Below are 23,529 nucleotides of genomic sequence, written 5' to 3'. Positions count from 1 at the left end.
TAGGAACTGGTTAAGCAGCGTACTCCCGGCATTCCGTTCCGTCCACGACTAAGTACGATTCCATACATTCCAGCGTTGGCTACAGTAACCTACGCCCGCAACTGCTGCGACACGCCTATGCTCCATTGCTGCTCAGGAGCATCGCCGGCGGCGGAATGGGCGTCATTGATATGGATCAAAAAATCGAGGCGGCCCAACGGCGCTTTCCCTTGCGAAAGCGCGCGATCGAGGAACTCGCCGTCCGCGATGAGGATTTCCGCTCGCTGTGTATCGACCTTGCTGACGCCGAAAGTGCGGCCCTGCGTTGGGAGAATTCCGACGCACCAAAGCGTGATGAGCGTCGCGCCGAATACCTAGCGCTTGTCAACGACCTGGCCAAGGAGATCGAAGCAATATTGGATACAGCCACCATTATCCCGCTCCCGGCCCGGCGGCCGAAAAGTCAGTAGTGAGCGAAAGCTGCTCAATGGCTGGCGCAGGCCTCGCAAAGCGGAGCAGCCCTTGGCCGCACAGAACATACCAGATGCTACAACGCGCGGCGAGCCAAAGTATCACGCCGCCGCCTCCTTCTGTTGCGCAGCCGCACTGACCACTGCTTCCTGTTGCGGTCCGGCAGAGCTCTGAGCCAGTACGGATTTCGCGAGTTTGATGCCGTTTTCATCAAACGCTGTCTTGATCATGAGGAGGGCGCGACGGCGGACGGTCGTTTGCTGTCCGGGCTTGGTCTTGAACCTCAGCGTCAGCTTGATCCCAAGGTCTGCGAAATCTTCGACTCCCTGCATCTTGAGCGGCTCGATGGTTATCGCCTTGAGCTCGGGGTCTTCGGCCAATTCAAGCCCGATCTTCTTGATGAGCTTGCGCGCCTTTTCCAAGTCGGAATCATAGGTAATGGTGAGCGACAGCTTCTCGATCACCCAATCGCGGCTCATGTTCTGGACGGCTCCGAGCACCCCGAACGGCACGGTGAATATGGGTCCCCGGTTGTGACGTAGCTTCACCGAGCGCAGGCTGAAGGATTCGACTGTGCCCTTGTAGCTGCCGCTCTCGATATATTCACCGACACGGAAAGCATCATCCAGCAGATAGAAGACGCCGCTGAGAACGTCTTTTACCAGTGTTTGCGCACCGAAGCCGATCGCAACGCCGGCAATGCCCGCGCCGGCAATCAGAGGCCCGATCGCAACCCCCATCGCCGACAATGCCATCAATATGGCAACGACAGCGAGCGTGGCCCAAAGAAAATTCCGCAGTATCGGTAAAAGCGTGCCGAGCCGACTGCGCCTCTGCGACTGCTCCGTTTGATCGACCGCCGTATCGCGCACTTTGGCAATCTGATTGTCAATCAGGGTCCGCGTAACGCTCCAGACAAGGTCGGCCACGAGCAGGATGATGACCGCGCTGATGACGCCATGAGCGGCCCGGCGCGACGGCGTGTCACCCGCGCTGAGCGTGATGAGATCTATATCCCATGCCCAGGCGAGGAGCAGGAGAGCGGAAACGATCAGGATGAACCGGATGCTCCGGCCGAGAAGAGTTGCGCCAGCGCTAGACGTCTCCACGTCGACACTGGAAGCACCGGGCCGTCGTAGGATGTGGACGACGCTGCGTTGCGCGACAGCATTGGCCCAAACGAGACCTGCCGCAATTGTCGCGAGCCAGAATAGCTGCACTGCGCCGAACGCCCACAGGCACCACAGCAGGACGAGATAGGCCGACAGGAGACCCGCCGACGTCTTCGAGCGCACCACCGTCCCTTCATCCGTTCCAGCGTCCTCAATCGTTGGCTGCTGGGCCCGCCTGACCGTATCGATGCCGACGGCGAGCACCCCTAAGCCGAACGAATAGGCCACGATCTCACGGGCTTCGATCGAGAAGCCGAGGAGGTTCAACGACAGTGTTGTTGCATACCCGACGGCGAGGATGACGACGAGCAAACCGAGCCGCTGGCTCCAAAACTTGGCCGAGTCCCCGTCCATGGGAACGATCCGAAAATCGTTCGCGTCGCTTCCAGGCGGCGGTAGAAGAAATCGGAACAAAACGCGTGCAACGAGCACGATGATGAAGGCGAGCAGATAGGCAAGCACGATCTTCTCGACGGTGTCGGGCCAATAGTCCAGGACAAGGAAGGTGCCGACGCCAGCCGCAGCGATGATGGCGACGCGCCCTAGCTCATTGGCGGATCGGCTGCCGTGTGCGACCAGCTGACGGCGTCTTGTGTTCACCGGCAGGCGTGCGATGTGGGCTTCAAACCCCGATGTGGCTCGCCGATACAGCCACGCGGCCCCGAAGCCGGCGGCCCCGAGCGCCCCGACAAGGCCAACGAGGCCAGCCGGACCAATATCGTCAACATCCGCTACAAGAATGGACCAGGCTGCTGCAAACTGATCGGGCAGCGTCGGCAGTGCCCGGGCGAGGCCATAGATGTGCGCCCGAATGGCGCTGACGTAGTCGGCCAGCGGGTGAGACGGAGGCGGCACCGGGGTCGGTGCGCCCGGAACCTGCGTCGTCGCCGGTGTGGCTCGGTGCCCCTCAAGCCATTGTTGAACTCCAGGATCGGCCAGCAGGGACAGGATTGCATCGATATTCGGCGGCAGCTGTTCCTTCGACGGCGCGGTATCCGCTCGAGCCGGGAGCATGACCCCAAGCAGCATGAAGACAGCAAGAAAAAGAGCGCGCATCGTGTTCGCCTCCTGACGCCAGCACTTACAAAGGCTGTTATTCGGCCTTTGGCAGACAAGTCTTACAGCATGTCGATGGAACTCGTCTGATCACCGGCAGGTCTCAAGGCACCATCGTGCATGGTGTGGGTGTTCAGGGAGTAGGTTACCAGATGCTACGCGCGTGCACGCGCCACGTCCGCTAACCTTCGCGTCAATCAGTGCAGAGGAAGCGACAAACAATGTCATTCCCCTCGCTGGCCGACGACTACCGGACAAGAAATAAGATGGATTATTTGATCGACCGGCTTTGCCTGCCCTGTGTCGGGTTATGATTGCCGAGCAGAACATACCAGATGCTACGCGCACTGACTACTTTCCCTTTCAGTAATGCGAGCTCGATCGTAGCGGCAGCACCACTGCATCGCCGTGGGCGAACGGGCCTAACGATGAAGAGTGCCTTTCGGAGGATGTTCGACAATGAAGATTACCGCTCTGCTGATCTCGACCTTGGACTTAACCACAGCAGCCTTCACGCAGGCAGGCGCCCAACAGATCACAGGAGGCTCGCCGAAACTCGAACCGTCGTAATTGGCGCGTGCTAAGGCAGCAATGTTGGAGATTGCTAATGGCTATCAATAGGTCGACTCCCATGACCGTTGCCCAGAGGGCGAAGCACGAGCTGTGGGAATTTGCACTGCTCTCAGCGTATCTCTACGTTTGTTTCGGTGCACTCATTCTCTACAAAATGGCGATACTCAATGGGGAAGGTGTCGGTTATCTGCCGTTCGGGTTGGTGGCCATCAAGGCATTGATCCTGGGGAAGTTTGTACTACTCGGACAGGCAGTCCGATTGGGCGATCGGCACGAGAGAAACAGGATCGTCTACCTCATAGCCTACAAGGGGTTGCTCTACCTTGCTCTGCTGATCGTTCTCTCCGTTGTTGAGGAAGCCGTGGTGGCGATCATTCACGGCCAAAAAATCGCCGCTTCGCTTGCTGAACACGTAGGTGGCAAACTGCCCGAGACACTCGCAGCAAGCCTGATCATGCTTCTGATACTCATCCCATATCTGGCATCCAAAGAGCTTGACGTCGTCCTCGGTGAAGGCAGGCTCTGGAAGATGCTGTTCGAACGCCGGGCTGGCGCCTGACTTAAGGCCGTGCGTCCATCAATTCCGCGAATGAAGTATCGAAAGGTCAGCGGGTTTCGCCGTTGGCCTTCCCATGTCCTACCGATCATGACCGATGCCGGTTGGAGGGTTTTTGAACGCCGCGTCTATTCAGGCGTCAGTGATTGCCCCGCCGGAAAAGCACGGTCGCGTTACCAGTTCGACTGCGCACACAGCCCGGAATGCGATGAGGCGGTGAGGCGTAACCGCGCTTACTCAGTCAAAGGGTGGGCTACAAATGTTCGATTTCATCCCCGACACGGCACGATTAGTTCAAATCTTTTCACAAGCCACCGCCCCAACTTTTTTTCTCGGCGCGGTGGCGGGGTTTGTTTCGCTCATGGCTTCGAGGCTGTCAGGCGTCATGGAGCGTGTACGGACTCTGAACGCAATAGCCGACGATGACCACGCTCGCGCCCACCTCAAGTCCGACGTTGAACGGTTGAGACGCCGGGCGCATCTCTTAAACAGTGGCATACTAGCGGCATTGCGCGGCGGCCTTTGTGCAACTCTGCTACTGGCGATCCTATTCATAACTGAATTCATCGGCCTGGAGTACTCGTATGGCGCTGGTCTGCTTTTTGTGACTGCTACGTGTTTCCTGGGTTTTGCACTGTTTCGCTTCGCCCAAGAAGCTCGCATCAGTGTCAATGAGGCTGATGAATACCAATAGCTGGGCTTGAGAGCTTCAACGCCAAAGGTAACCCGCGAGCCACACTCCTCCCCCGTGGCAGTCCCGCAGCGAGCGTGGCGACAAAGGCGACCGCTATGGATGCCGCCGGACCGATGCGCTAGAACATACCAGATGCTACGGGCGTGTCGCCCCCTCTACCCCTAGGGTTGCGGCAGGCAACGCGGGAAAGCCAGTAACATGAAGCGATCCACTGGTGGAGGATAGGGCGTGAACCGAACCATGTTTGCGACTACGCTGGCCTCGGCGGCGGGGCCAGTCGCACAGTTTGGTGCCCGTCGGGTGCGGGGGATGTCTGAATTGACATTGCGCTTCGCTTGCCTGCTTGCCCTCTGCGTCTTGGCCTTGACAGCCTGCGTCGGCATTTCTGCGACTGAACTCAGCACGATCGGGACCACCTCGACGCACGAGAAGATAGACTTTGAGGTGCTCTACGCTTTCGCCGACCGCTCCCAAACCGCGTATGAAGCCGAGGATGTCATCCGCTCCAAGTTCCCGGCAACCACGAGAGTGGCCGACCCCGGGACAACGGACGGGCGCTACTTCCTTGAGGTGGACCAAAAGAAGCATACGCAGACAATCACAATCCGCGGCACGGCTAGCAAGATAGATATCCACGACGATATCGAGGTCAAGATTCGCGAGGACCGGCAGATAGCAATTCCCGTCCATACCGGCTTCGACCTCACCACCCTGGCCATCTACGCCGACGTCAAGCCGTACCTGAGACCGGGCTACAAAACCTACATCACCGGCCATTCGCTCGGCGGCGCCGTCGCCGCGCTGCTTGCAGTCTATCTGATCGAGGACGGCCACAAGGTCGTCAAGGTCATCACGTTCGGCCAGCCGAAGTTCACCACCGCAGCGGGGGTGGCGAAACTCGCCATGCTGCCCATCACCAGGGTGGTCGACGAGAACGATATCGTTCCCATGCTCCCGCCCACCACACTCGGCAACAGGGAGTACGGGACGTATGAGCATGTCGGACCCGAGCTCATTCTGCTCGAGGGACCGCGCTTTGCGTTTCTCCAAACCCACGACGCCACTCGCATTTCGATCGGCGAACTGGCCCGCTCGATGCGCATCGCCGAATTGAAGGACCACCACATGGACAACTACATGCGACGGCTGTCGGCGAAGATGAAGGCCGGGGTCGAGGTGCCTTACCACGATCGCGAGAAATATGTCGCTAGTAGCAAGCCACAAGCACTGTGATCGGACGAAGAAGCCGATGAATTTCCTTTTCAGTCAGCCGGCCGGTTGGGACACCCACGTCACCAGAGGAGGCAACCGTGGTTGATAACTCGGTGCGACTCGGCTTGCCGCCACACTTGCTGGATGGCGAATGCGCACGATCTCGTTCTGGCAAATGAGCCGACTCGCATCGGCAAGCCGCGCCTTGATTTGCATCATTTTCAAAAGTTGCCGGTACGACCGCAAGCCGCAGGGCAGGTTAGTGCCGATACTTCTTGCGATGTTCCCAGGCAGGCAATTGGTCGCAAGGCCGTAAGCGGTCCGGTCGTTCCATTATCCTGGTTCTTCGTCCGCAGCCTTCCCCTTGATCGTGATCAAGGACCGATGCAGCGATCGGGATATCCTGCCAGCTCAAAGGAGAATTGCGATGCAGGATATCAAGGTCGATGAAGCGCTGTGGGCGTCCAGCATGCTGCCCGAGGGCATTTTGGAGCGCTGGTTCATCGCCAGCGGTGAAACCGTCAGGGCTGGCGAGCGAATAGCAGAAGTTAGAATTGAAGATGCGCTGCACGAGATTGTCGCGCCGGCAAACGGGCGAGCGACGATTGTCGCGACAGTGAACGCTGTCATCGAACCTGGTTCAGTCCTAGCAACATTGGACGACTCGTTGCGACCCGGCTGATGGCGTTTAGCGCGTCACGGTTTGAGAGAGCGCCGAGGGAGAGCTAAGGGAGTTCAGCATGGTTAAGAGATCGGACAAGATAGAGATTGGCATGGATGTGGCGGTGAGGTGCCGCGTCACCAACACCTGGCAGGATGATCTAGGGGACCAGTGGGCTACGGTGCTGATCGATGGCTATGATCTTCCGATCACGTTGAAGGCGACCCATTTCTTCCCGGTTGATGACAGCGACTGATCGGTTGCCAGAGGGGACCCTCGTGGGGTGCACCACCATCCACAATACAGGGATTGCATTGTCGCCGTCGAAGCGGCGGATCATCCCACGGAAGCGCTGATCTTTGCGCACGCTCGATCGTTCTTCCGCGCCGCCGACTGTATGTTGCCTTAGCCCCAGTTGCGGCGGGTTTGGCTGGCCCGCAATCGGCTGCGAGGCCGATTGCGCATGGACCAAGATCAGATCTGCGTCGCGCTCTTGCCCATTGCTTGCCTTGTTCCTGTCACCGATCACGGCTTCTGCAAGCTGGCGATATAAGCGATGATCGCCTCGATCTGATCGGGGCTGGCAACCCACTCGGGCATGTCAGCGTGGCCGGTTGAAATGCCCTCGGCGAGCGCCTCTTCGAGATCGGTGAGCGGATAGCGCTTCGACAGGGTGCGAAAGGCGGGAGCGTCCGGATGGCTGCTCACGTCGGTTTTTCCAACAGCATGGCAGCGTGCGCAATTGACTTGCACCAAGGCCTTGCCGTGTTCCGTCACGCTGTCGGCCAGGGCTGGCGACATAACACCAAGCAACGCCGCCGCAAGGATGGAAACTCGCGATCGACGACTTTCATTGCCGATATAGGCATTCATGCTTGCAAGCCTCTGCAATGGTCAATTCTACGCGACCGTCTTGGCCGCCATGTCCTCGATCGCAGTCTCGGCTTCCTTGCGCACACGCCGGGCCGTTTCCGAAACGAGCTTCGAGGTTAGCGCTGCGACCTTACCGGCTTCCGTGGCGTATTGCGATGTCGCGTTCTGGAGGAAGTTCGCGAAAACATCGAAAGCGTCTTTGAAGTCGCTGCCGTCGATGAGATCCTCGGCCAGCCGAACATCCTGCTCGCACCGATGTTTTAAGAACGAAAGGGTCTCGATCTGATAACGCATCATTGCCTTGAACGTGTGAGCCTGAAGGAATGCCGCGGCGAGGATAAGCTTCTGTGCATTCTGTGCATTCTGCGCCGTCGGCAAAGATAGTATGCCGAATTGGAATGGCTCGAGATGGGCTTGCATGTCGGTACTCCTTTTTGAGCGGTGCAGACAATTGTCTGCATGCAACGCTATCGCCAATTGCCGTGGGGTCGTTGATCAGGATCAACAGGTCCAAGACCTTTGCCGGCACTGCGAGCAACCGGTGTGCCCCTGGTGCACCGTTTGACGCGCATCAAGGTCCTTGCCCCGTTTTCGTGGCTGGCTTGCCTCGACCACAAGAGGGCGGCAACGATGGCTTTCAAGACGATCATGGTACAGCTGGACGTGGACGCCCTCGCCGCGCCACGCATTTCAGTCGCGTGGGATCTTGCTCGGAGGCATGATGCGGAGCTGATCGGCTTCTGTGCGGCCGAGCCACATTTTGTCATGCCCACCGGCACCGACGACAGGGCCGCCACGAGGGCGATATGGTCTCAGGTGGAAGAGATAGAAGGCCGCCTTGATTGCCTGAGAGAGGAGTTCCTGAACATAGTCAACGGCAACAACCGTGCCTCGTGGCGCGGCGAGATCGGAAATCCAACGCGCCAGCTTGCGCTCAATGCACGTGCTGCCGATCTGATCGTCATCGGATCCCCGGCGCCGGATTTCGTAATCGACCGCCACCGCACCGTGGATCCAGGCAGTCTTATTCTCGCGGCGGGCCGGCCGGTGCTCGTGGCTTCTGAAAGCCCCGCCCCGATCAAGGCCGAAAGTATTTTGATCGCATGGAATGACACGCGGGAGGCGCGACGTGCCGTCATCGACGCCCTGCCCTTCCTGACCCGCGCGAGCGATGTGGTGATCGCCACCGTGAATGATGGAGAATTCTCGTCCCGGGAAAATGCGGCGGACGTCGAGCTTTTCCTGACACGCCACGGGGTGAAGGCTCGATCCGAGGTGTTGGATGCCAGCCGCTCCGAGCCAGCGGAAATTCTCCTGCGGATCGGGCAAGAAATCGCGGCCGACCTCATCGTTCTGGGCGGCTACGGTCATAGCCGGGTCCGGGAAATGACCTTTGGCGGCGTGACGCGCTCACTGCTCCAGACCGGATCGTTCCATCGGCTGATCTCGAATTGAGGCAACGGATGCGCGAGCGAGCAGATCCTCGAAGTGGGCGATATTGGCACGCGCAATAAATCGGTCCACGACATCCTCAACGCCCGGACGGAAAACACTGAATATACGTTACTCCCAACATCGTGGGCAGTCCCAGCTGTTTTGACGCAGATCAATGCGCGCCCCGCAATCGCGTGATTTGTGGCAGACGACGCAAACCGTCTGAATGGAGCATCCCATGTTCACTTGGCGTTCTGCCTTAGCCGCAGGATTTATGATGGTCGTGACAGGAATGCCTGCTCTGGCGGGCGCTGAAAACGACGATGCTGGCTGGTGGCCCCGGTGGGGCATGGGCCGAATGATGATGGGTCAATGGGGTATGAGCGGCCCGATGGGTGGCTATGACTCAGGCGAGATGCTCGATCGAATTGACGGACGCCTCGCTTTCCTCAAGGCGGAACTGAAGATCACCGACGAGCAGGCGCCGTCCTGGGATCAGCTGGCCGCCGTCATTCGCAGCACAGCCGAAACGCACAACGCGCTGATGCAGGCCATGATGAAGGAGTTCCAGGAAGGCGACTTCCTGAAAAAGCCCCTGCCCGAGCGGCTGGCCTACCAACAGACTCATCTCGAAGCCCGTCTGGAACAGGTAAAGGCTGTCAGGACGGCCGCCGAAAACCTATACGCAACACTCAGCGACGAGCAGAAGAAGGCGGCCGACGAGATCGTACTGCCTATGATGGGGATGGGCATGGGGCGATCGGGCGGCTTCGGGCCTGGAATGATGTTCAGGTAGTCTCCCTTCGCTTGAGGAGACATGGACTGATGCAGATAGCCTGCGGAGGAGCTGAGCGCGTGTTCGTTCTGTTTCGGCTTCTGGGATTTCTGGGGACACTGTCTGTGCTCGGCATGACTCATGCGGCCGGCTCGACGATCTTTCCAACAGGCGTGACCTACAGCAATTGGACTGAAGAGACCGAAGAGACCCGGTTCTGCGAAATCATCGTCGATATCAGCAACCCGCCATCGCGCGAACTCGTCAAATTCATCACATTTGGTGGATACGACAGGTCCGACGGTACGGTTCTGGCCGGCTTTCTCATGGCGGCAATCGATGTCGCTGCAATCGAAAAGTCCAAGATCGTGCCGATTTCAAACGCAGCCTTCAATTCCGCGACTTTCAATTCGCCGGGGCAGCTGAGCTCCGAAACCTTTGATGACGGTACAATAATGGCGACGACGGACAACGCCAAGCTCGCCGCTCCATTCATCAATGCCGTGCTTGCCGGAGATTATGAATTGAGATTCTCCCGCGACGAACCGAATTCGGAAATGCGAACCTACAAGATCCTGACCGCCCCGTCGGGCTCTGTAGCGAGCAATTTCATTCTTTGCATGGACGGCCTGACGATCGGATCCAAGCAGGTTCGGTCGTTCACATCGGGAAGGAGAAGCCTGCTGCCGGAGCGATTAACAGCAGGCTCCGCATCACGATGGCGGCAGCCTCCGGCAGGCGCCAAATAATTTGATGCGGCTCAATGCAAGGATCTTCCCGTTGGCCAAGATGGCGCGACGGACGTGAAGGAGTACTCGCATGGCTCACACCTCGGCAATTGGTTTTGCTCACGCGGCCGAGCAGGCCCAGCAATGGGTGAGTGAGTTGGCCAGGGACCTGGGCTGGAGCGAGCAGAGCGCCTACCGGCTCCTGAGATCCGTCCTGCACACACTGCGGGACTGGCTGTCACCTGCGGAAATGGCCGATCTTTCCGCCCAGCTGCCGACGCTCATCAGGGGCATCTACTTCGAAGGCTGGAATCCATCGGCGCCTGAGTCTGAGCACAAGAAGCGAGATTTTGTCCTCAGCGTCAGAAACAGTTTCGGCTATGATGAGGCCGTCGATTTTGATGTGGCGATCAACGCGGTGTTCAAACTTCTCGACCGTCATATTTCGCATGGCGAGATCGTGCAGGTAAGAAACTCGATGAAGAAATCGCTTCGTCATCTGTGGCCGGCGGGTTGATCGATGTTTCGTGACCGTCAGGACGCCGGACAAAAGCTTGGCATCGAGCTGGAGAAACTCCGGCTGCATCAGCCAATCGTTCTCGCCTTGCCGCGGGGCGGCGTTCCCGTCGCTGCTGAGGTGGCCAAGGCGCTGAAGGCCCCGCTTGACCTGATTATCGTGCGCAAGGTGGGGGCGCCGGGGAATCCCGAACTGGCTGTTGCCGCGATCGTCGACGGCGATCCTCCAGATGTCGTACTCAACCGGGACATCGTCGAAGCCTATTCACTCGACGATGACGAACTTCGCGTATTGATCGCCAAAGAGCGCCCTGAGCTGGAACGACGACGCCTGGCCTATCGCGGCAAGCACTCGGCCCTGTCGGTGTCCGGAAAAACAGCAATCATCGTCGATGACGGAGCCGCAACCGGAACGACAATGAAGATCGCGATCCGAGCCTTGAAGAGGCGTTCGCCTCGGGAAATCGTTGTCGCGCTTCCCGTGGCACCTGCTGACACGTTGACTGAACTTGCCCAGGAAGCGGACTGCACCGTTTGCCTCAGTCAACCGGCGCATTTTCGCGCTCTCAGTCAACACTACCTCAATTTCCCGCAGCTCTCCGATAGCGAAGTGCTGGCAGTCGTGGCTGAGGCTGCTCGCGCGCATAGCGCTGGCCGACTTGGCAATTCGAAACGCCCCGCCATGGACGCCAAAAGGAGACAACGGCACAAGACAGTTGCCAAGAGTTAGGAGAACGCAACGATGCTGATCCGCACACTGTCTACTTTGGAATGCACCAAATTGCTGACGGCCAACCGCGTGGGCCGCCTGGCGTGCGCGAAGGACGGGCAGCCCTACGTCGTGCCGTTGTACTATGCGCACGCAGACAATCATCTCTATGCGTTTTCCATGCCCGGCAAGAAGGTCGACTGGATGCGAGCCAACCCTCTAGTATCGGTCCAGGTCGATGAGCACGGCCAAGGCCGAGGTTGGAGGAGCGTGGTTGTCGACGGCCGCTATGAAGAACTGCCTGACCGGGTCGGCCACAAGCTTCAGCGCGATCACGCGTGGTCAGTGCTGAGCAAGCACCCCGACTGGTGGGAGCCTGGCGCCCTCAAGCCAGTCACTCCTCCCAAGCCCGATAGCGAACCCCACGTTTTCTTCCGGATCCTCATCGAGCAGGTGTCGGGCCGGGAAGCGAGCGAGTAGGTCGTACAGCCCATTCGCTGCCAAGAAACAAAACGGGCCGGCGCAAACTCGCCGGCCCTTTTTTGTGATGTTCCCTTTTCTGGCTTTCAATTGCTACCGCGCCATCAGGACAGGCAGCGATGGATCCTCGAGCATCGACGTGGTGACGCCGCCGAAGATCCGCTCGCGCAGCCGCGAATGCCCGTAGGCGCCCATGACCAGCAGGTCGGCGGCGACATCAATTGCGTGCTGGCGAAGCACGTCGGCAACGGAACGGTTCGCACTCGGCAACCGGTCGACCGTGACGTTCACCCCATGCCGGGCAAGATAGGCTGCAGCATCGGCCCCCGGTTCGGCCCCGTGGTGGGTTTCACCCTCGACAGGATCGACCAGGACAAGATGCACTTCTTCGGCGCGGATCAGCATGTCGAGCGACTCGCGAAGGGCGCGCGATGACTCCAGACGGGAATCCCATGCGACCATCACGCATTTCGGCTTCAGCGTCGGCCGCGAACCTTGGGGGACAAGCAGCAAAGGCTTTCCAGAGGAAAATAATGCGCCCTCGATCACTTTGCTTTTCAGCGTCTCGCCGGCAAGCACTTCCGGTCCCACGATGGTGATATCGGCATAGCGGGCGCGGCGACCGATGGTTTCGTCGGCCCAGCTGGCTTCCGGATATGCGCTGACAGTGTCAGCCGAAAGTGCGCGACCAGCCAGGAACGCCGACACGGCCGCCGTTGTCTTCTTCAGGGCCTTCTCATCTGCCTGGCGCTCCTTCAGCCAGTCTTCTGAAACGATCGCGGCAAACTCTCCAACAGGCGGTGGCGCGGCGAGCACCACCACGAGAGCAGCGAGGTGCGCACCGACCTCCTCGCAAAGGCCGGCAGCGAGGTGCAGATCGCCGTCGCTCATGCCTGGTTCCGTGACCGTGAGTATCGTCTTGAATGACATCGCAGTGCTCCTGACTCTGAGTTTGGCTTCAATCGTGCCTGCAACCGTAACGAGACGGGTCGCGGCGCTCATTGCGCTGAATCAAAGATCACGTTCGGCGCCCATTTGATCCGGATCAACAGGGGTGCACACCGAGGTAGTAAGGTTCAGCCAATCAATCGGTGGACACGAAAATGAAGTTTTTGATCGCTGCAGTTTTCACAAGCTTGGCTGTCAATGCGTCAACGGCGCAGGAAATGAGCTACGGCCAGGCGGAATACCTGAACTCCTGCGCGGTCTGCCATGGTGTCGACGGCAAAGGTGATGGCCCCCTGGGCGACGAGCTGGTGAAGCGCCCAGCCGACCTGACGCGTCTATCGAAAAGGAATGGTGGCGAATTTCCGTATTGGCGCGTCTTTGCCATGATCGACGGCCGCACCATGGTGCCGGAGCACGGCGAGCGCGACATGCCGGTCTGGGGCCGGCAATTCCTTCCGGATGACGTGAAGAAGTACGGCCCAAACGCCGGAGAAATCGTCACCACGGAACGCATCCATAACCTGGCCGGTTATGTCCAGACACTGCAGCGGTAGGCATTGGGCGCGGCAAGGTTTTCGCATCGCGGGCTCAAGGAGGCAGAACCATGATCGCTGAAAACCAGGAAGCCGTGGTCGCGCTACTGCTCGATCCCGCCACGTATGGCGAGAGTGGACCGGTTGAGGCGATCGAGACCCATATTTCGCGTATCTTCCTGGTTGGCGAACACGCCTACAAGATGAAGCGAGCGGTCAAGTTGCCCTATGTCGATTTCTCGACACCGGCACTCAGGCTCGCCGCTTGTGAGAAGGAGGTTGAACTCAACTCGAAAACGGCACCTGGCCTTTATCTGGGCGTGCGGCGCATTACGCGAGAGGCCGCAGGCAAGCTTGCCCTCGATGGCTCGGGAGAACTGGTCGATGCAGCGATCAAAATGGTTCGCTTCGACCAATCGAAGCTCCTCGATCGGATGGCAATCGCCGGCGAACTGACGCCTGCGCTGATGACGGCGACTGCGCGCATGATCGTGCACTATCATCGCGGCGTACCGGAAATCCGCAATGGCAGTGGCGCCTCTAACCTTGCTGGCGTGCTCGACATCAACGAGGCCGGATTTGCCACCAGCCATGTCTTCGGCAAGGCCGAGGTCGCGACCTTTGCCGAGGCCTTCCGTACCGCGCTTGCCCGGCATTCCGGATTGCTCGACCGTCGCGAAGCAGCTGGCAAGATCCGCCGGTGCCATGGCGATCTGCATCTGCGCAATGTCTGTCTCTTTGACGGCGAGCCCCGGCTTTTCGACTGCATCGAATTCAACGACCAGATCGCGACTGTGGACGTGCTCTACGACCTTGCCTTCCTGTTGATGGACCTGTGGCATCGCGGTTTTCCGGAGCTCTCCAATCTTGTGATGAATCGCTATCTCGACGAAGCCGACGATGAGGATGGCTTTGCCCTTCTGCCCTTCTTCATGGCGGTCCGGGCAGCTGTGCGCGCGCATGTCACGGCAACGCAGGTCGAAGAGGGTAGTGCCTATACCGACAAGTTGATTGTCGAGGCCAGATCCTATTTCGAGCTTGCCCGAACGTTTCTCCAGGAGACCTCGCCGCGACTCGTTGCGATCGGCGGCTTGAGTGGTTCCGGCAAGACGACCGTTGCAGAGGCCCTCGCCGCCCGCGTCGGTGCGCCGCCCGGCGCGCGCATTGTCGAAAGCGACCGCATTCGCAAAGCGATGCATGGCGTTCCTGCAGAAACGAGGCTGCCGGACAAGGCCTATCGACCGGGAGTATCCGAACGCGTCTATCGCCAAATGGCATGGCGGGCCGGTTTGATCCTTTCCGAAGGCGGGTCGGTGGTCGCCGATGCCGTGTTCGACAGGCCAGCTGATCGAAGCCGGATCGAGAAGACGGCAAGCGACAGGAACGTCTCATTCTCTGGATTCTGGCTGCAAGCGGATCCGCTTGTCCTTTGGCAACGGGTCAGCGAGCGCATCGGTGGTCCTTCCGACGCCAACATCGATATCCTCTCGCGGCAATTGCAGCGAAATGCCACGCAGTCCAGCTGGCGCAAGGTCAACGCCGATCGGAAGCTTGCCGACATCGTCGCGGAATTGCGAAGGTTCTCCGAAGGAGATGCTTCCGAACCGGGGCTACCCCTTCGCTCAGCCTCGTGACGGCGGCAGGGTGATCGACCTCAACGGAGGTCGAGCCTTGCCTCGAGAAGGCCGGGTTCGCTCGGATGATGCGCTACCTTGAAGCCGAATTCGCGGCACATGGTCAGCATCTTGCTGTTCTCGCTGAGCACGATGCCTTCGATCCGACCGATCCCATCGGCCTTTGCATAATCGACGATCTGCCTGAGCAATTCCCAACCGAGGCCATGACCCTGCAGATCCGTGCGCACCAGCAAGGCGTATTCGGCAGCGAAGCGATCCGGATCGCAGGAAAGCCGACTGATGCCTGCCAGCGCGCCAGTTGCTGTCTCCAACGCGACGAAAGCCATGCTGCGGTCGTAGTCGAGTTGGGTGAGCCGCTTCAGCATCTGGTCGGAGAAGCTTTTACGCGGCGAGAGAAACCGCAGGCGCAGATCGTCCGGAGAAATCCTGGCGAGGAATTCCGGGTAGAGCGCGATGTCGGCCGGTCTGATCGGCCGGATGTGACAGTGCGCGCCGCCCGCAACAAAGTCCCTGGTCCAGCCCGACGGGTAGGGCCTGATGGCGAGCGCCGGGTTCGGCCCCGGCTCGTCCACGCGTTCCGGCTCGATCTCGATGCGGGCATCGAGCGCGATCACGCCATCGGTGTTGGCGAGCAGTGGATTGATGTCCATGGAGACGAGGCAGGGAAAGTCGACGATCAGCTGCGACAGTCCGTTGAGCGCAGCAGTGATTGCACCACGATCGGCCGGCTGGCGGTCGCGGAACCCGGCGAGCAGGCGGCCGATCCGCGTTTGCCCGATCAGGTCACTGGCGAGAACGTCGTCGAGCGGCGGCAGCGCGATCGCCGTATCGTCCATCACCTCGACCGCCACGCCGCCGGCACCGAACAGCACCACTGGGCCGAAGATCGGATCCCGGTTCATGCCGAGGATGAGTTCCTGCGCCTGTTTTCGCACCACCATCGGCTGAACGGCGTAGCCTTCAATGTCGGCTTTCGGTGCGTGCTTGCGCACCCGCGCCTCGATCGAGCGTGCGGCCTCCCCGACGGCCGCGGCGGTGGCAATGTTGAGTACCACCCCGCCAATGTCCGACTTGTGCGAGATCGTCTTGGACAGCAGCTTGACCACGACGTGCTCGGACGTCTTGAGGAGCCGGCCGGCCGCAATCTCCGCTTCGGCAGGAGATTTTGCGACGATCGTCTCGGGCACCGGAATGCCGTAGGCGGAAATCGCCGCCTTGGCTTCCGGCTCGGTCAGCATTCGCCGGCCTTCCTTCGCGACCTGCCTGAATATGGCACGCACGGCTTCGCGGTCACTGGTGGTGTCCTCGCTGCTGCTCGACGGCGTGCGCATCAGCGCCCGTTGGGCTCGCGACCATTCGCTCAGGTAGGAGACTGCCTTTGCAGCATCCGCAGGCGTCTCGAAACTGGCAATGCCGGCATCCTGCAGGATCAGCCGTCCGGCCCGCGCCGTATGCTCCCCGAGCCAGCAGGTCAGGACCGGTTTTTGGCCTATCTTGCCTTCCCTGGTGAGCTCAACCACCGCGCTTGCTGCATCAAGTGGCGAGCCAAGCCCCGTTGGGCAATTCATCACCAGGACGACATCTGTTCCCGGATCGGCCGCGACCGCTTCAACGGCGGCCTTGTATCGCGCTGGCGGAGCATCACCAATGATGTCTACCGGATTGGCATGCGACCAGGTGGGCGGCAGCACAGCGTTCAGGCGATTTATGGTCACCGGTGAAAACTCGGCCAGTTCGCCCTTGCAGTCGATGAGTTGATCGACGGCCAACACGCCTGCCCCGCCGCCATTGGTGATGATGCCGACGCGGGCTCGTTCGAGCGGCGCGAAGCGAGCAGTCGTTTCGGCAGCATCGAAGAGCTCTGCCAGGTCTTTGACGCGCAGGATGCCGGCACGCAGCATGCCGCATCGACCACGCGATCGGCACCCGATAGCGCGCCGGTGTGGGTCGCAGCAGCCTTCGCCGATTGCTCGTGCCTGCCGGACTTGATCGCGATCACCGGCTTGAGGCGCGCCGCAGCACGTGCGGCCGAGATGAACTTGCGCGGATCGGGAATGGTTTCGAGGTACATCACAATGGCGCGCGTGTGCGCATCGCCCGCCAGCATGTCGAGACAGTCTCCGACATCGACATCCGCCATGTCGCCGAGAGAGACGATCTGCGAGAAGCCGACATTGTTCTGCGCCGCCCAGTCGATCAGCGAAGTCGCGATGGCGCCGGATTGCGACAGCAACGCGATATTGCCTGGCCTGGCTGCCATATGCGCGAACCCGGCATTGAGTTTCACTGGCGGGATCATCAGACCCAGCGTGTTCGGCCCGATGATGCGGAAAAGGGTGGGCTTGGCGGCGTCGAGCATCGCCTGGCGCAATCCGTTCTCGCGCGTCAGCCCAGCGGTGATGACGACTGCTGCCCGCGTGCCCTTGTCCCCGAGTTCGCGAACGATACCGGGAACCGTCTCGGGTGGCGCCAGCGTCTCGCTTTTCACCCGGAGTACGACGGGATTGACCCCGACCGCAGGTGGCCGGGCGCTCTATGCGGCGGTGCGCGAAGGATTTGACGGAATCGAGGAGGTCATCCACAGGATCAAGGAGAAGAATGCCGCAAAGCCGGTCGTGACGCTCTCCCTTTCGAGTTCGCTGGTGACGCATTGGTTCGTTCCGAGGCTGAGCGCCTTCAATACCAGATTCCCAGACGTTGACCTGAGATTCGAATTGATCGCGGGCGTTCTGCGCGGGCCGGCTGAAAACGTCGACCTTGCCACAAGAATCCTGGCCGATGACGACACCAGCTATCACCGTTGGGCGTTCTCGCCGGAAATCATCGTTCCGGTATGCAGTCCGTCCTACCTGTCGGCTCGTGGCCCGTTGAAGCACGACGCGGACGGCGGAGGTCATGTCCTGCTCCATCTCACCGATCCCAAATTGCAGTGGTTGGACGCTTGGGGCCAGGTCGCCGACCGCAAGACCAGCAGGGCAAAGTGGCTCGAATTCTCGGACTACGCGGTTGTGCTTCAGGCCGCGATGAACGGGGAAGGTGTCGCGCTCGGCTGGCTCAGCAATGTTTCGAGGGCTTTGCTTCAGGGAGCACTTGTTCCGGCTTCGGACCGGCAGATCAACACCGGCCGGACTCATCACCTAGTTGCGCCGCGCTCGAGGCTGCTGCGGCCTGTCGTCTCCGAGATCTGCGCTTGGATGATTGCCGAGATGCAAGCGGAGTTGAAGGCTTTGCACGCAACATTGCGGCCGGACGTCTGGCAATCGGGTTGAACGTCGGACCGGCTCTCTTGTCGACTAACTATCGGAGCGCGTCCTGGGCTGAACTAGCCGAGAGTTTGACTGGCAAGGGCATAGGCCCTCGGTGTAGCCGCGCCGCCGACGGAAAAGTCAGCGAGGCGTTTGCCCAGTGACATGGTCAGCACTGTGTCAAAGACCGGCATTCGGCTGTACGACAGACATGCGGCGAACTCGCCGCTTTCCATATGAGTATCCACCCGCAGGAAGCTGCCCGAATGGTCAGCCACGTGCGGCCGGACCACCGCAATGGCATCGGTATCTGCCTCTGCCACGACCGGACCGATGACGTGGCCGCGGCCGAAGCGCCGGCAGAGGGCGAAGGCCTTGAGCGCGCCCTCGTCGAAGAGCCCGTAGCCAACGGACTGGTCGAACAACTTTTCAACAAGTGCCGATCTGTGCACCCCGAAACCAGCCGCATCGAGTGCGATGATCGCCGGCAAGTGCTCGGCCCGCAGCCGACGGAGCTCGCCACGCGGCTTGTCTATTCCAGCCGCCGTGGTGGCGCGGGCAATCCCCTGGCACTGATAGACAGTCTTCTCAGGCTTGAAGTCGAGCGAAAGATAGAGCCGCTTTGCCGCCCGGGTCGCATTGAGGCGCAAGTCGCGCCCGACCACATTGTCGAAGACCCGCTTCATCAGCCACTGACCGGCTCCCAGCGTCTGCAGTCGCGGCGAGGTGATGACCATGCCCACGGTCGCGAAACCGGCGCCATGCGCGAACCACATGGCTGAACCGAGAACCCGGCCGATGTCATCGAGCGCCACGAACCCCTGTCCTGACTCGCGCAGGAATTGCCAGTCTTCGGCCCGATGCGGCCATCCCACGGACAGAGATAGCGCGTGCAACCTGTCCAGTTCGACGCCTTCGATGCTGTCGACGCGCATCGAGAAGGTATCGATTTTCAAGCTTTCGGAAGGCTTCAATTCCATGCCCCTGAAAGATTCCCGTATTAGAGGGCGACACACCTGGGCCGCTCCCTGCCGGCCAACGCTAAACAACCAGGCCCGTACGATTTGCTCGAAAGCCGCCTACCAACGCAAGATTCAACTGAAACACTTCCGCTTTCGGCACGCAATCGCGAAAGAACGCGCACATCCTCTCCGGAAATCTAGCAGCATACAGTCGACGGCACCGATCCCGGCGAACCTGAAATGCTTTGAGGGCTGGAATGGACGTCTTCGATATCCTCGACCGTCTCGTCGCCTTTCCATCGGTCGCCGGCAAGCCGAACGGTGACATTGCCGGCTGGATCGAGACCCAGCTCGCAGAACACGGGACGAAGGTCTCCGTTCTACCAGGGCCGGAAGGCGACCGTTTCAATCTTTTCGCGACGATCGGCCCCGCCGATGTCCCGGGCTACATCCTGTCCGGCCACATGGACGTCGTTCCCGCCGGCGAGCCGCAATGGAGTTCGGCTCCTTTCGCGCTGCGCCGGGAAGGTGAACGGCTCTACGGACGCGGCACCACGGACATGAAGGGGTTTCTTGCCGCGGCACTCGCGGCCGTGCCTGTGCTGGCGGGACTTCGCCTTGCCAGGCCAATCCACCTCGCCTTCTCCTACGACGAGGAGGTGGGCTGCCGCGGCGTGCCGCACCTGATCGCCCGCCTTCCCGAACTTTGCGCGAAGCCGCTCGGCGTCATCGTCGGCGAGCCGAGCGGCATGCGCGCCGTGCGCGGCCACAAGGGCAAGGCGGCCGCCCGCGTGATCATCAACGGGCGCTCCGGCCATTCCTCGAGGCCCGATCTCGGCCTCAACGCCATCCATGCCATGGCCAGCGCACTGAGCGCGACCGTGAGCGAAGCCGAGCGGCTGACGCGCGGTCCGCTCGACCCTGCCTTCGAGCCGCCCTATTCCTCACTGCAAGCGGGCGTGGTCGCGGGCGGACAGTCGGTCAACATCATCCCCGATACGTGCACGCTGGACCTGGAGGCGCGTGCCATACCCGGCATCGACCCGGCCAGCCTGCTCGCGCCCGTCAAGGCACGGGCCGAGACCCTTGCGGTCGATGGCTTTCGGATCGAGTGGACGCCGATGAGTGCCTATCCGGCGCTGTCGTTGCCACAAGACGCGGCACTGGCGGGACTGCTGCGCGAACTGACAGGCGAGGTGCCGCTTGCCGCGGTCAGCTACGGCACCGAGGCCGGACTTTACCAGGCCGCCGGGTTCGATGCGATCATCTGCGGCCCCGGCGACATCGACCGCGCCCACAAGCCGGATGAGTACATTCTCACCAGCGAACTCGCCGCGTGCCAGCGACTGATCGAGGCGCTGGGCGCCCGTTGCGCTGCTTGAAGGGGAATCGGAATGACATTCCTGTTCAATTCGGATGCGCGCCGCGGGGCGATCTTCGCCGATGCCTTCGCGAGGGAACTACCGGACGTCCCCTTCACGATCGATGCCGCAACGGTCGATCCCGACGCCGTGCACTATCTGATCAGCTGGACCGTGCCGGACAACCTCGCCCGCTACAGCAACCTGGAAATCCTGTTTTCCATCGGCGCTGGCGTCGACCAGCTTCACCTCGATGCGGTGCCTCCGAACGTGAAGATCGTGCGCATGATCGAGGAAGGGATCGTGCGCATGATGCAGGAATATGTGACGCTGGCCGTGCTCGCGCTCCACCGCAACCTGCCTGCCTATCTGGCGCAGCAGCGCGCTGGCGAATGGCGCGATATCCCGCAGGCGCAGGTCGGGTCGCGCCGGCTCGGCGTGCTTGGCCTCGGGCAACTCGGCCAGGCCGTCCTCGATCGGCTGAAGCCCTTCGGTTTCCCGCTCGCCGGCTGGAGCCGCTCGCCGCGGCGGATCGAGGGCGTGACCTGTCATCATGGCGAGCTTGGGCTGGAGGAGATGCTCGCGGCCAGCGACATACTGGCCTGCCTGCTGCCGCTGACCGAGGACACGCGCGGCTTCCTCGATGCCGACCTGTTAGCGAAACTGCCAAAAGGCGCGGCGCTCGTCCACACGGGCCGGGGGCCGCAGCTCGACCACGAAGCGCTTGTCGCCGCGCTCGACCGCGGTCAACTCTCGGCGGCGATGATCGACGTCACCGATCCCGAACCGCTGCCCGCGGGCCATCCGTTCTGGTCGCATCCGAAGATCATTCTGACCCCGCATATCGCCAGCGTCACCCAGCCCGCGACCGCCGCGCGGGCCGTTATCGAAAACATCCGACGCCACCGCGCCGGGCTCGATCCCATCGGGCTCGTCGACCGGTCGCGCGGCTATTGAAGTCCAACCAGAAAGGCCATCCTTTGTCCCTGCTCAAGACCGTCGATACCAGCCCTGCCTCGCCGCCGCGCGAATCGAAGGCGTTGCCCGAACGGCTGACTGCCGGCAACCCCGCCTTCAAGACCTGGGCGCAGGACGTCGCCAAGGGCGATCTCGTCCACACCGGCGTCTGGGAAGCGACGCCCGGCGAGACGCGCTCGATAAAGGGAGAGACTTTCGAGTTCTGCCATATCCTCACCGGCGTGATTGAAATCACGCCCGATGGCGGCGACGCGGTGACCTACCGCGCCGGTGACAGCTTCGTGATGAAACCTGGCTTCACCGGTGTTTGGAAGACCATCGAAACGGTGCGCAAGATCTACGTGACGGTAGGGTAATGGGGTCCGCCTGAGGTGCCCCCGCAACAGATTTTGCCGTCCCTCATCGCCAACACGCAACAATCATCCGCGACTGATCGCCGAACGGTGCACGCTGCGCTCCTGCTCGCGCTAGGCTCCTCCAGAATACTGCAAGGTGGTCGCCCATGAACCTGAGCTTCGATCCGGACGCGGTTCCCCTCCCCATTGGCCATTTCATTGGCGGAGAACTAATCGCGGCCGAGGGTGCGATCGAGATGCGCCGACCGTCGGATGGCAAGGCATACGCCGCCAGCCCCATGGCCGACGTCGATATGGTCGACCGTGCGGTGGAAAGCGCCAAGGCGGCGCTGAAGGCCAGTAACTGGGGCGGCGTTCGGCCGCGCGAGCGCACCAGGGCACTCCAGGCCTGGGCCGACCTGATCGAGGCGGAAGCCGAGACGCTGGCAAAAATCGAGGCGCTGTGCTCGACCCGGCCCGTCGGCCAGCTCGTCGCCGGCGACATCGCCGTCACCGCCGAGCAGATTCGCTTCTTCGCCGAGTTCGCCGACAAGGAAGGCAGCGAGCTCGTGCCTACCGACGACACCACCCTCGGCATGATCATGAGCGAGCCCTATGGCGTGGTCGGCGCGATCACACCCTGGAACTTCCCTGTCTCCATGGCCGGATGGAAGCTCGGCCCGGCGCTGGCCGCGGGCAACGCTGTCGTGCTGAAGCCGTCGGAAATGACGCCCTTCTCGGCTGTCTGCATGGCAGAGCTCGCGATCAGGGCTGGCCTGCCGGCAGGGCTCATAAATGTGGTGCTCGGCGATGGTCCGACGACCGGTACGGCGCTGACCGGCCATTCCGAGATCGCCAAGGTTAGCTTCACCGGCTCGACCCGCGCCGGCTCGGCGATCATGGAGAACGTCGCCCGCACCGGCGTCAAGCCGATGACGCTCGAACTCGGCGGCAAGAGCCCGCAGATCGTCTTTGCCGATGCCGATCTGGACAAGACGGCGACAGCGATCGCCGGCAGCGTCACCTTCAATGCCGGCCAGGCCTGCGTGGCCGGCACGCGGCTGATCGTCGAGAAGAGCGTGGCCGACAGGCTTACAGCCGCCATCCTGCAACGGATGAAGGTGGTGCGGGCAGGTCCGACCTGGGAAGAGGCTACGCACTATTCGCCGATCATCTCGGAACGGCAGCGGGCGCGTGTCGACGGCATCGTGCGGGCCGCCGTCGCGGCCGGCGGCGAATGCCTGACCGGCGGCACCGCCATGGACAGTCCCGGCTATTTCTACGAGCCGACGCTGATCACCAACGTCGATCAGGCCAATCCTGCAATCATCGAGGAAATCTTCGGCCCGGTCCTGACCGTCCAGACCTTTGAGACCGAGGAAGAGGCGCTGACGCTGTCCAGCCATCCGACTTACGGGCTGGCCTCCGGCCTGTTCACCACCGACCTCTCCCGCACCATCCGCTTCGCGCGCAGGCTCGAAGCAGGCACCGTCTGGGTCAACCGCTACAGCCGCTCGCGCGACCATATCCTGCCGACCGGCGGCTACAAGCGCTCCGGCATCGGCAAGGATCTCGGCCGCGAGGCCTATCTCGCCAACCGCAGGACCAAGAGCGTCCTGATCAGCCTTTGAAGAGAGATGC

24 protein-coding genes and 1 pseudogene are annotated in these 23,529 nt (G+C 61.2%); 19 read left to right on the top strand and 6 right to left on the bottom strand.

Annotated elements, in window-relative coordinates; genetic code table 11:
- Nucleotides 1-155: 155 nt before the first annotated feature.
- Nucleotides 156-449, top strand: a complete 294-nt coding sequence (locus tag ACSQ3Z_RS10225; RefSeq protein ID WP_436171153.1) for a hypothetical protein — start codon at nucleotides 156-158, stop codon at nucleotides 447-449.
- Nucleotides 450-551: 102 nt separating this feature from the next.
- On the opposite strand, the gene ACSQ3Z_RS10220 is transcribed toward ACSQ3Z_RS10225, so the two are convergent.
- Nucleotides 552-2,678 carry a mechanosensitive ion channel family protein gene (locus ACSQ3Z_RS10220; RefSeq protein WP_436171152.1) on the bottom strand — a complete coding sequence of 709 codons (2,127 nt, stop codon included), beginning with the start codon at nucleotides 2,676-2,678 and terminating at the stop codon, nucleotides 552-554.
- A gap of 607 nt (nucleotides 2,679-3,285) precedes the next feature.
- Here ACSQ3Z_RS10220 and ACSQ3Z_RS10215 point away from each other — a divergent pair.
- The 5 genes from ACSQ3Z_RS10215 to ACSQ3Z_RS10195 all read left to right on the top strand — a co-directional run bounded on the left by ACSQ3Z_RS10215 (nucleotide 3,286) and on the right by ACSQ3Z_RS10195 (nucleotide 6,630).
- Entirely contained in the window at nucleotides 3,286-3,810 is a 525-nt protein-coding gene (locus ACSQ3Z_RS10215; RefSeq protein WP_436171151.1) for a hypothetical protein, read from the top strand.
- 256 nt (nucleotides 3,811-4,066) lie between these two features.
- Nucleotides 4,067-4,501: a DUF2721 domain-containing protein gene (locus tag ACSQ3Z_RS10210; RefSeq protein ID WP_436171150.1), complete on the top strand. Its 435-nt coding sequence runs from the start codon at nucleotides 4,067-4,069 to the stop codon at nucleotides 4,499-4,501.
- 228 nt (nucleotides 4,502-4,729) lie between these two features.
- Nucleotides 4,730-5,734 (top strand): lipase family protein, encoded by a 1,005-nt coding sequence (locus ACSQ3Z_RS10205; protein WP_436171149.1) that lies wholly within the window; start codon nucleotides 4,730-4,732, stop codon nucleotides 5,732-5,734.
- A gap of 406 nt (nucleotides 5,735-6,140) precedes the next feature.
- Nucleotides 6,141-6,395, top strand: a complete 255-nt coding sequence (locus ACSQ3Z_RS10200; protein WP_436171148.1) for a lipoyl domain-containing protein — start codon at nucleotides 6,141-6,143, stop codon at nucleotides 6,393-6,395.
- A 58-nt stretch (nucleotides 6,396-6,453) separates the two neighbouring features.
- A complete protein-coding gene (locus tag ACSQ3Z_RS10195; protein ID WP_436171147.1) occupies nucleotides 6,454-6,630 on the top strand; it encodes a hypothetical protein in 177 nt (58 codons plus the stop codon).
- Between the two features lie 269 nt (nucleotides 6,631-6,899).
- Here ACSQ3Z_RS10195 and ACSQ3Z_RS10190 read toward each other — a convergent pair whose 3' ends face one another.
- Together ACSQ3Z_RS10190 and ACSQ3Z_RS10185 are read right to left on the bottom strand one after the other, a co-directional pair.
- On the bottom strand, nucleotides 6,900-7,247 hold the full coding sequence (locus tag ACSQ3Z_RS10190) for a c-type cytochrome (RefSeq protein ID WP_436171146.1): 348 nt from the start codon (nucleotides 7,245-7,247) through the stop codon (nucleotides 6,900-6,902).
- 27 nt (nucleotides 7,248-7,274) lie between these two features.
- Nucleotides 7,275-7,667 carry a phasin family protein gene (locus ACSQ3Z_RS10185; RefSeq protein WP_436171145.1) on the bottom strand — a complete coding sequence of 131 codons (393 nt, stop codon included), beginning with the start codon at nucleotides 7,665-7,667 and terminating at the stop codon, nucleotides 7,275-7,277.
- A gap of 210 nt (nucleotides 7,668-7,877) precedes the next feature.
- On the opposite strand from ACSQ3Z_RS10185, the gene ACSQ3Z_RS10180 reads away from it, so the two are divergent.
- The 6 genes from ACSQ3Z_RS10180 (at nucleotide 7,878) to ACSQ3Z_RS10155 (ending at nucleotide 11,889) form a co-directional block, all read left to right on the top strand.
- A complete protein-coding gene (locus tag ACSQ3Z_RS10180; protein WP_436171144.1) occupies nucleotides 7,878-8,702 on the top strand; it encodes a universal stress protein in 825 nt (274 codons plus the stop codon).
- A gap of 217 nt (nucleotides 8,703-8,919) precedes the next feature.
- Nucleotides 8,920-9,477, top strand: coding sequence for a Spy/CpxP family protein refolding chaperone (locus ACSQ3Z_RS10175; protein WP_436171143.1), 558 nt, complete (start codon nucleotides 8,920-8,922; stop codon nucleotides 9,475-9,477).
- A gap of 59 nt (nucleotides 9,478-9,536) precedes the next feature.
- Entirely contained in the window at nucleotides 9,537-10,205 is a 669-nt protein-coding gene (locus ACSQ3Z_RS10170) for a hypothetical protein (protein WP_436171142.1), read from the top strand.
- A gap of 70 nt (nucleotides 10,206-10,275) precedes the next feature.
- Nucleotides 10,276-10,701 (top strand): DUF2267 domain-containing protein, encoded by a 426-nt coding sequence (locus tag ACSQ3Z_RS10165; protein ID WP_436171141.1) that lies wholly within the window; start codon nucleotides 10,276-10,278, stop codon nucleotides 10,699-10,701.
- A gap of 3 nt (nucleotides 10,702-10,704) precedes the next feature.
- Nucleotides 10,705-11,430: a phosphoribosyltransferase gene (locus ACSQ3Z_RS10160; protein WP_436171140.1), complete on the top strand. Its 726-nt coding sequence runs from the start codon at nucleotides 10,705-10,707 to the stop codon at nucleotides 11,428-11,430.
- Nucleotides 11,431-11,442: 12 nt separating this feature from the next.
- On the top strand, nucleotides 11,443-11,889 hold the full coding sequence (locus ACSQ3Z_RS10155; RefSeq protein ID WP_436171139.1) for a pyridoxamine 5'-phosphate oxidase family protein: 447 nt from the start codon (nucleotides 11,443-11,445) through the stop codon (nucleotides 11,887-11,889).
- Nucleotides 11,890-11,982: 93 nt separating this feature from the next.
- On the opposite strand, the gene ACSQ3Z_RS10150 is transcribed toward ACSQ3Z_RS10155, so the two are convergent.
- A complete protein-coding gene (locus tag ACSQ3Z_RS10150) occupies nucleotides 11,983-12,819 on the bottom strand; it encodes a universal stress protein (protein WP_436171891.1) in 837 nt (278 codons plus the stop codon).
- 173 nt (nucleotides 12,820-12,992) lie between these two features.
- Between ACSQ3Z_RS10150 and ACSQ3Z_RS10145 the strand changes: the two genes are divergently transcribed.
- Both ACSQ3Z_RS10145 and ACSQ3Z_RS10140 read left to right on the top strand, forming a co-directional pair.
- Complete coding sequence (locus ACSQ3Z_RS10145) at nucleotides 12,993-13,391, top strand: c-type cytochrome (RefSeq protein ID WP_436171138.1); 399 nt, start codon at nucleotides 12,993-12,995, stop codon at nucleotides 13,389-13,391.
- A 50-nt stretch (nucleotides 13,392-13,441) separates the two neighbouring features.
- Nucleotides 13,442-15,004, top strand: coding sequence for an AAA family ATPase (locus ACSQ3Z_RS10140; protein WP_436171137.1), 1,563 nt, complete (start codon nucleotides 13,442-13,444; stop codon nucleotides 15,002-15,004).
- 20 nt (nucleotides 15,005-15,024) lie between these two features.
- On the opposite strand, the pseudogene ACSQ3Z_RS10135 reads toward ACSQ3Z_RS10140, so the two are convergent.
- Nucleotides 15,025-17,480: pseudogene (locus tag ACSQ3Z_RS10135) on the bottom strand (bifunctional acetate--CoA ligase family protein/GNAT family N-acetyltransferase); the annotation flags it as partial.
- Nucleotides 17,481-17,511: 31 nt separating this feature from the next.
- On the opposite strand from ACSQ3Z_RS10135, the gene ACSQ3Z_RS10130 reads away from it, so the two are divergent.
- Nucleotides 17,512-18,276, top strand: a complete 765-nt coding sequence (locus tag ACSQ3Z_RS10130; protein ID WP_436171136.1) for a LysR substrate-binding domain-containing protein — start codon at nucleotides 17,512-17,514, stop codon at nucleotides 18,274-18,276.
- 53 nt (nucleotides 18,277-18,329) lie between these two features.
- On the opposite strand, the gene ACSQ3Z_RS10125 is transcribed toward ACSQ3Z_RS10130, so the two are convergent.
- Nucleotides 18,330-19,232, bottom strand: a complete 903-nt coding sequence (locus ACSQ3Z_RS10125; RefSeq protein WP_436171135.1) for a GNAT family N-acetyltransferase — start codon at nucleotides 19,230-19,232, stop codon at nucleotides 18,330-18,332.
- Between the two features lie 239 nt (nucleotides 19,233-19,471).
- Here ACSQ3Z_RS10125 and argE point away from each other — a divergent pair, with 239 nt between their 5' ends.
- The 4 genes from argE to ACSQ3Z_RS10105 all read left to right on the top strand — a co-directional run bounded on the left by argE (nucleotide 19,472) and on the right by ACSQ3Z_RS10105 (nucleotide 23,519).
- The gene (argE, locus tag ACSQ3Z_RS10120) at nucleotides 19,472-20,596 is read left to right on the top strand and encodes an acetylornithine deacetylase (protein ID WP_436171134.1); all 1,125 of its coding nucleotides are present in this window, start codon (nucleotides 19,472-19,474) and stop codon (nucleotides 20,594-20,596) included.
- A gap of 12 nt (nucleotides 20,597-20,608) precedes the next feature.
- Complete coding sequence (locus ACSQ3Z_RS10115; protein ID WP_436171133.1) at nucleotides 20,609-21,532, top strand: 2-hydroxyacid dehydrogenase; 924 nt, start codon at nucleotides 20,609-20,611, stop codon at nucleotides 21,530-21,532.
- A gap of 23 nt (nucleotides 21,533-21,555) precedes the next feature.
- Complete coding sequence (locus tag ACSQ3Z_RS10110) at nucleotides 21,556-21,909, top strand: cupin domain-containing protein (RefSeq protein WP_436171132.1); 354 nt, start codon at nucleotides 21,556-21,558, stop codon at nucleotides 21,907-21,909.
- Nucleotides 21,910-22,055: 146 nt separating this feature from the next.
- Nucleotides 22,056-23,519 carry an aldehyde dehydrogenase family protein gene (locus tag ACSQ3Z_RS10105; protein ID WP_436171131.1) on the top strand — a complete coding sequence of 488 codons (1,464 nt, stop codon included), beginning with the start codon at nucleotides 22,056-22,058 and terminating at the stop codon, nucleotides 23,517-23,519.
- Nucleotides 23,520-23,529: the final 10 nt, after the last annotated feature.

The sequence above is a fragment of the Mesorhizobium sp. LjNodule214 genome (assembly GCF_964252735.1).
Taxonomy (GTDB): Bacteria; Pseudomonadota; Alphaproteobacteria; order Rhizobiales; family Rhizobiaceae; genus Mesorhizobium.
This window is presented reverse-complemented; position numbering and strand designations above follow the sequence as displayed.

Coding starts and splice junctions, on each gene's coding strand:
- ACSQ3Z_RS10225 (WP_436171153.1), top strand. CDS start 156: ATGGGCGTCATTGATATGGATCAAAAAATCGAGGCGGCCCAACGGCGC.
- ACSQ3Z_RS10220 (WP_436171152.1), bottom strand. CDS start 2,678: ATGCGCGCTCTTTTTCTTGCTGTCTTCATGCTGCTTGGGGTCATGCTC.
- ACSQ3Z_RS10215 (WP_436171151.1), top strand. CDS start 3,286: ATGGCTATCAATAGGTCGACTCCCATGACCGTTGCCCAGAGGGCGAAG.
- ACSQ3Z_RS10210 (WP_436171150.1), top strand. CDS start 4,067: ATGTTCGATTTCATCCCCGACACGGCACGATTAGTTCAAATCTTTTCA.
- ACSQ3Z_RS10200 (WP_436171148.1), top strand. CDS start 6,141: ATGCAGGATATCAAGGTCGATGAAGCGCTGTGGGCGTCCAGCATGCTG.
- ACSQ3Z_RS10195 (WP_436171147.1), top strand. CDS start 6,454: ATGGTTAAGAGATCGGACAAGATAGAGATTGGCATGGATGTGGCGGTG.
- ACSQ3Z_RS10190 (WP_436171146.1), bottom strand. CDS start 7,247: ATGAATGCCTATATCGGCAATGAAAGTCGTCGATCGCGAGTTTCCATC.
- ACSQ3Z_RS10185 (WP_436171145.1), bottom strand. CDS start 7,667: ATGCAAGCCCATCTCGAGCCATTCCAATTCGGCATACTATCTTTGCCG.
- ACSQ3Z_RS10180 (WP_436171144.1), top strand. CDS start 7,878: ATGGCTTTCAAGACGATCATGGTACAGCTGGACGTGGACGCCCTCGCC.
- ACSQ3Z_RS10175 (WP_436171143.1), top strand. CDS start 8,920: ATGTTCACTTGGCGTTCTGCCTTAGCCGCAGGATTTATGATGGTCGTG.
- ACSQ3Z_RS10165 (WP_436171141.1), top strand. CDS start 10,276: ATGGCTCACACCTCGGCAATTGGTTTTGCTCACGCGGCCGAGCAGGCC.
- ACSQ3Z_RS10160 (WP_436171140.1), top strand. CDS start 10,705: ATGTTTCGTGACCGTCAGGACGCCGGACAAAAGCTTGGCATCGAGCTG.
- ACSQ3Z_RS10155 (WP_436171139.1), top strand. CDS start 11,443: ATGCTGATCCGCACACTGTCTACTTTGGAATGCACCAAATTGCTGACG.
- ACSQ3Z_RS10150 (WP_436171891.1), bottom strand. CDS start 12,819: ATGTCATTCAAGACGATACTCACGGTCACGGAACCAGGCATGAGCGAC.
- ACSQ3Z_RS10145 (WP_436171138.1), top strand. CDS start 12,993: ATGAAGTTTTTGATCGCTGCAGTTTTCACAAGCTTGGCTGTCAATGCG.
- ACSQ3Z_RS10140 (WP_436171137.1), top strand. CDS start 13,442: ATGATCGCTGAAAACCAGGAAGCCGTGGTCGCGCTACTGCTCGATCCC.
- ACSQ3Z_RS10125 (WP_436171135.1), bottom strand. CDS start 19,232: ATGGAATTGAAGCCTTCCGAAAGCTTGAAAATCGATACCTTCTCGATG.
- argE (WP_436171134.1), top strand. CDS start 19,472: ATGGACGTCTTCGATATCCTCGACCGTCTCGTCGCCTTTCCATCGGTC.
- ACSQ3Z_RS10115 (WP_436171133.1), top strand. CDS start 20,609: ATGACATTCCTGTTCAATTCGGATGCGCGCCGCGGGGCGATCTTCGCC.
- ACSQ3Z_RS10105 (WP_436171131.1), top strand. CDS start 22,056: ATGAACCTGAGCTTCGATCCGGACGCGGTTCCCCTCCCCATTGGCCAT.